Consider the following 4761-nt stretch of genomic DNA (forward strand, 5'->3'; position numbering starts at 1 on the left):
CAAAAAAGAATTGTGGCGACAATGATTGTGGCTGTCACTAACCCAGAGCTACATCCAAAGTCATCATCACAATAAAACCACCGATTAAACCTAAAGTAGCAATATCGGTATTTTTATCTTGTTGGGTTTCGGGAATTACTTCTTCTACTACTACAAATATCATCGCACCAGCAGCAAATGCTAAAGCATAAGGCAAAATAGGGATAAAAAATATAACGGCAACAGCACCCAAAACACCCGCAATAGGTTCAACTAAGGCCGAAGACTGACCATACATAAAACTTTTCCAACGACTCATTCCCATTCTGCGCAATGGCATAGAAACGGCAATTCCTTCGGGAAAATTTTGAATTCCAATTCCAATAGCCAAGGTTACTGCACCTGCAATTGATGCTTCGGGAATGCCTGCGGCAACTCCGCCAAAAAGCACTCCAACCGCTAAACCTTCTGGAATATTATGCAATGTAATGGCTAAAACTAAAAGCGTAGTGCGTTGCCAAGGTGATTTGACACCTTCCGTTTCTTTAAAATTAATGTGTAAATGAGGAAGCAATTTATCCAATCCAAAAATAAATAAAGCGCCCAAAGCAAATCCAACTGCGGCTGGAATTACTTTTACAAAACCTTCGCCTTCACTCATTTCAATAGCTGGCGATAATAAACTCCAAAAACTAGCCGCAATCATTACGCCACCTGTAAAACCTAACATTCCATCAAGAACAACTCGATTCATATTCTTAAAAAAGAAAACAAACGATGCGCCAAATGCTGTTAAAAACCAAGTAAACATGGTAGCATAAAATGCTGCTAGTATTGGATTGATACTCGTAAAATAATCGATAATAGATTGATACATATATAGTTGGATTTAAACTTTTGTTGCTATTTAACTTGAATTTTTATAAATATATTTTCAGCAATTTTGTTAGAAATAACTAAAGTTCTTGTATTTAGTTGAATGGTTTGTGAAGCATCAAAATCTTCTTTAGAAATAATTTTTATTTTGGAGCCTAACGAAATTTTTTGTTTGTCAAGGAATTGCAAAAAAGAAACCGAAGTATCTTTTACACCAACACATTGATAATCTTGCCCAATTTTTGCTTCAGACAACAATAATTTATCCACTTTTTTGACACTTCCGTTTTTATCAGGAATTGGGTCACCATGCGGATCAAAAGTTGGAAAATCTAAAAATTCATCCAATTTATTAATGAGTTTTTCCGATTGTATATGCTCTAATTCTTCAGCTATTTCGTGTACTTCATCCCATGAAAAATTTAGTTTTTCAACTAAAAAAACTTCCCACAAGCGGTGCTTTCTCACAATCATTTTGGCAGAAAGCAAACCACTTTCTGTCAATGTTACCCCTTGGTATTTTTGATAGGAAACCAAATCTTTATCAGCCAATTTTTTTAGCATATCCGTTACTGATGACGCTTTGGTTACTAACATTCCAGCAATAGCATTAGTATTCACTCCTTTTGGTGAAACCAATGACAAATGATAAATAACTTTTATATAATTTTCCTCAGATGTAGTCATAAAATGAAATTCATATTGACAAATTTAATTAAATATTTAATTATTTATAAAAATATTTTTAGTTTTGTCTAAAAAATTAATTTCAATGAAAATATATTTTACAATACTTGCCTTATTGATTGTCCAATTAATAACAGCTCAAAATACCGAACCCATTCAAGCCGATAGACCGGATCAAACTGAAACACCAGCATTGGTACCAAAAGGAATGTTCCAAGTAGAAGCAGGTTTTACTTTTCAGAAAAATGATGAATTAAGTAATACCAATACTTTACCAACCGTTTTATGGAAATATGGCGTAAATGATAACTTTGAATTGCGATTGATCACCGAGTATGTTTATGAAAAAGTACTCGATGAAAAACAAGATGGATTGCTTCCAGTTTATGTCGGTTTTAAAGCAAAACTTGCCGAAGAAAAAGGTATTGTTCCAAAAACTTCTATAATTGCGCATATTGGTTTGCCAAGTGCAGCTTCTGCGAAATATAAAAATGAATTTTATGCCCCTGAATTTCGCTTTGTAATGCAACATACCTTGTCGGAAAAAATGAGTTTAAGTTATAATTTGGGTGCAGAATGGGATGGATTTTCGGCAGAACCTACCTTTTTATATACTTTAACAACTGGATATTCTATTTCAGAAAAATTAGGTTCTTATATTGAATTGTTTGGTTTTGCTCCTCAAAATAACAAAGCCAATCACAGTTTTGATGGCGGTATTACCTATTTGATAAACAATAATTTTATGTTAGATTTGTCCTCAGGAATAGGCATTACCGATAATGCACCAGACCATTATGTGGCGCTCGGTTTTTCGTTCCGAATTTAAATGAAACACTACCATTACATTTTTACCGGTTCGGGTTTATCAGCACTAATGACTGTATATGAAATGATAGTATCTGATAAATTTCAGGATAAATCGATTTTATTGATTGATCAAGACCCAAAAAAGAGCAATGACAGAACGTGGTGTTTTTGGGACGATACCTCTATGTTTGATTCTATTTTATCAAAAAAATGGGATTACGCCCTTTTTGCCAATGAAAATTTTCAACGAAATCTTGACCTGAAACATTATCAATATAAAATGTTGCGTGGCTTGGATTTCTACAACATGATTTTTGATTTACTATCTAAAAATAAAAATATCCATTTTGCCCACAAAAAAGTAATTCATTTTCAAGAATTTGAAGACTATTGCGAAGTAAAAACAAGCTCAAACGTTTTGGAAGAAAGCTACACTTGTGATAGAATTTTTAATTCAATTTTCAACCCAGAACTAGTAAAAAAACAGTCGGAATATCCATTGCTACAACAACATTTTATTGGCTGGTTCATTAAAAGTAAAGAAGCTGTTTTTAATCCAAATGCAGCAACTTTTATGGATTTTTCTGTAGAACAAAGAGGAAACACCCGTTTTATGTATATTTTGCCTACTTCTTCAACCGAAGCATTATTGGAATATACACTTTTTTCAGCTGACTTGCTTGCAACCGAAGAATATGAAACAGAAATTCAAAAATACATTCAAAAATTAGGAATTACTGATTACGAAATCGTCGAAAAAGAAAAGGGAAATATCCCTATGACTTGTTATAAATTTTGGAAACATAACACCAAAAACATCATTAATATCGGTTCTGCTGGTGGTTGGACAAAAGCGAGCACTGGTTTTACATTTAAAAATGTCATCAAAAAATCGAAAGCGTTAGTCAACTTTCTTCAAGACGATAATACTACTTCGACTTCGGTCAATAGAAGTTTCACAAAATTCCATAAAATGGATAAATTTTGGCTTTATGATTTACTCTTTATCGACGTTTTACATAAAAATAATGAATTAGGGTCAAAGATATTTTCTTCGCTCTTCAAAAAAGGAAATCCCACCATGATCTTTAAATTTTTAGATGAAGAAACAACGTTGTGGGAAGATGTTGTTATAATGTCAAAATGTCCATCTTTGCCATTTTTAAAAGCATTATTCCACCGAATTATCAATTTTAAAATGTTTGATAATTTTAGCAATAACCGTAACTAAAATCATAAATGTTATAAAAACTAATTCACGAAAAGCTTCTGTGGTTTGAACAAGTGCTTCATTATTTCTTTGTAAATGATATAACAATCTTTTTTTATTTTCTAAATCAGAAACATCATATGGAAATCCTGAAAAAACATGTGGAATTGTAAGCGACAATAACATAATAGCTATGCCATAAACAAATAAAAGGTAATGCAACATTAACTTGAAATTGTTTTTTCTTTGCACAAAGAAATAGCCAATTGCAAATACAAGTAACAATCCAAACTGAATGTAAAACCTATCTAGTTGTTCAAAAAATTCCATAAAATTTATTTTTGAAATGTAAACATAATAAATCTTTATGATTTCTTTAAAACTTACCATTAGAATTCTCTTTATCTTTGTAGCTGATTTTAACCCGAGGCACAGCCAAATTGTATGGAGCGTATCGAAATAAAATCTAAAATTTCTAATCTAAAATTTAAAAATATGTACCCAGAAGAAATGGTATTGCCAATGCGTGCAGAGCTTTCACAAGTTGGTTTTCAAGAATTATATACCGCAGCCGATGTAGAAAACGCAATCAAAGCAGACGGAACAACTTTAGTTGTGGTAAATTCTGTTTGTGGTTGTGCAGCAAGAAACGCACGTCCAGGAGCAAAAATGAGTTTAGATGGCGCAAAAAAGCCTGATCATTTAGTAACAGTTTTTGCAGGAGTTGACAAAGAAGCAGTAGATGCAGCGCGTCAACACATGTTCCCTTTTCCTCCCTCTTCACCAAGCATGGCTTTGTTCAAAAACGGCGAATTGGTTCACATGTTAGAGCGTCACCACATTGAAGGAAGACCAGCCGAAATGATAGCTGAAAACCTCAAAGACGCTTACGCAGAGTTCTGTTAATCAGAAAAAAGATTTTACAAAAGCCTTTTGAAATTTTCGGAAGGCTTTTTCATTTTCAAATTTTCAAATTATCTTTGCTTCGAATTCTTCCATTTAGAGTTCACAATAATTTCTCACTTAAACGTTTATAGCATGCAACTGTATAACACCTTAAGCGCAGAAGAAAGAGCCGAACTTATTGACCAAGCCGGCAAACAACGACTTACTTTGTCTTTCTATGCGTATGCCAAAATTGAAAATCCAAAACAATTTCGCGACGATTTATTTATCCAATGGAACAAACTTGATGCTCT

At 33.0% G+C, this 4761-nt stretch carries 6 protein-coding genes and 1 pseudogene; 4 read left to right on the top strand and 3 right to left on the bottom strand.

The features are described 5' to 3' along the window. Nucleotides 1-37: 37 nt before the first annotated feature. Nucleotides 38-856, bottom strand: a complete 819-nt coding sequence (locus ACOYLT_RS10070) for a ZIP family metal transporter (protein WP_422853725.1) — start codon at nt 854-856, stop codon at nt 38-40. A 26-nt stretch (nt 857-882) separates the two neighbouring features. Next, nucleotides 883-1542 (bottom strand): metal-dependent transcriptional regulator, encoded by a 660-nt coding sequence (locus tag ACOYLT_RS10075; RefSeq protein ID WP_396176185.1) that lies wholly within the window; start codon nt 1540-1542, stop codon nt 883-885. Between the two features lie 85 nt (nt 1543-1627). Here ACOYLT_RS10075 and ACOYLT_RS10080 point away from each other — a divergent pair, with 85 nt between their 5' ends. Then, nucleotides 1628-2371 (top strand): transporter, encoded by a 744-nt coding sequence (locus ACOYLT_RS10080; RefSeq protein ID WP_422853726.1) that lies wholly within the window; start codon nt 1628-1630, stop codon nt 2369-2371. Beyond that, a complete protein-coding gene (locus ACOYLT_RS10085) occupies nt 2372-3583 on the top strand; it encodes a lycopene cyclase family protein (protein WP_422853727.1) in 1212 nt (403 codons plus the stop codon). On the opposite strand, the gene ACOYLT_RS10090 is transcribed toward ACOYLT_RS10085, so the two are convergent. Next, the gene (locus tag ACOYLT_RS10090) at nt 3524-3892 is read right to left on the bottom strand and encodes a hypothetical protein (protein ID WP_422853728.1); all 369 of its coding nucleotides are present in this window, start codon (nt 3890-3892) and stop codon (nt 3524-3526) included. The two genes, ACOYLT_RS10085 and ACOYLT_RS10090, sit on opposite strands and share 60 nt — an antisense overlap. A gap of 165 nt (nt 3893-4057) precedes the next feature. Between ACOYLT_RS10090 and ACOYLT_RS10095 the strand changes: the two genes are divergently transcribed. Both ACOYLT_RS10095 and ACOYLT_RS10100 read left to right on the top strand, forming a co-directional pair. After that, nucleotides 4058-4468 (top strand): BrxA/BrxB family bacilliredoxin, encoded by a 411-nt coding sequence (locus tag ACOYLT_RS10095; RefSeq protein ID WP_422853729.1) that lies wholly within the window; start codon nt 4058-4060, stop codon nt 4466-4468. A 108-nt stretch (nt 4469-4576) separates the two neighbouring features. Continuing rightward, nucleotides 4577-4761 (top strand): annotated as a pseudogene (locus ACOYLT_RS10100) (hypothetical protein); the annotation flags it as partial.

It is taken from the genome of Flavobacterium sp. (assembly GCF_049318185.1).
Taxonomy (GTDB): Bacteria; Bacteroidota; Bacteroidia; order Flavobacteriales; family Flavobacteriaceae; genus Flavobacterium.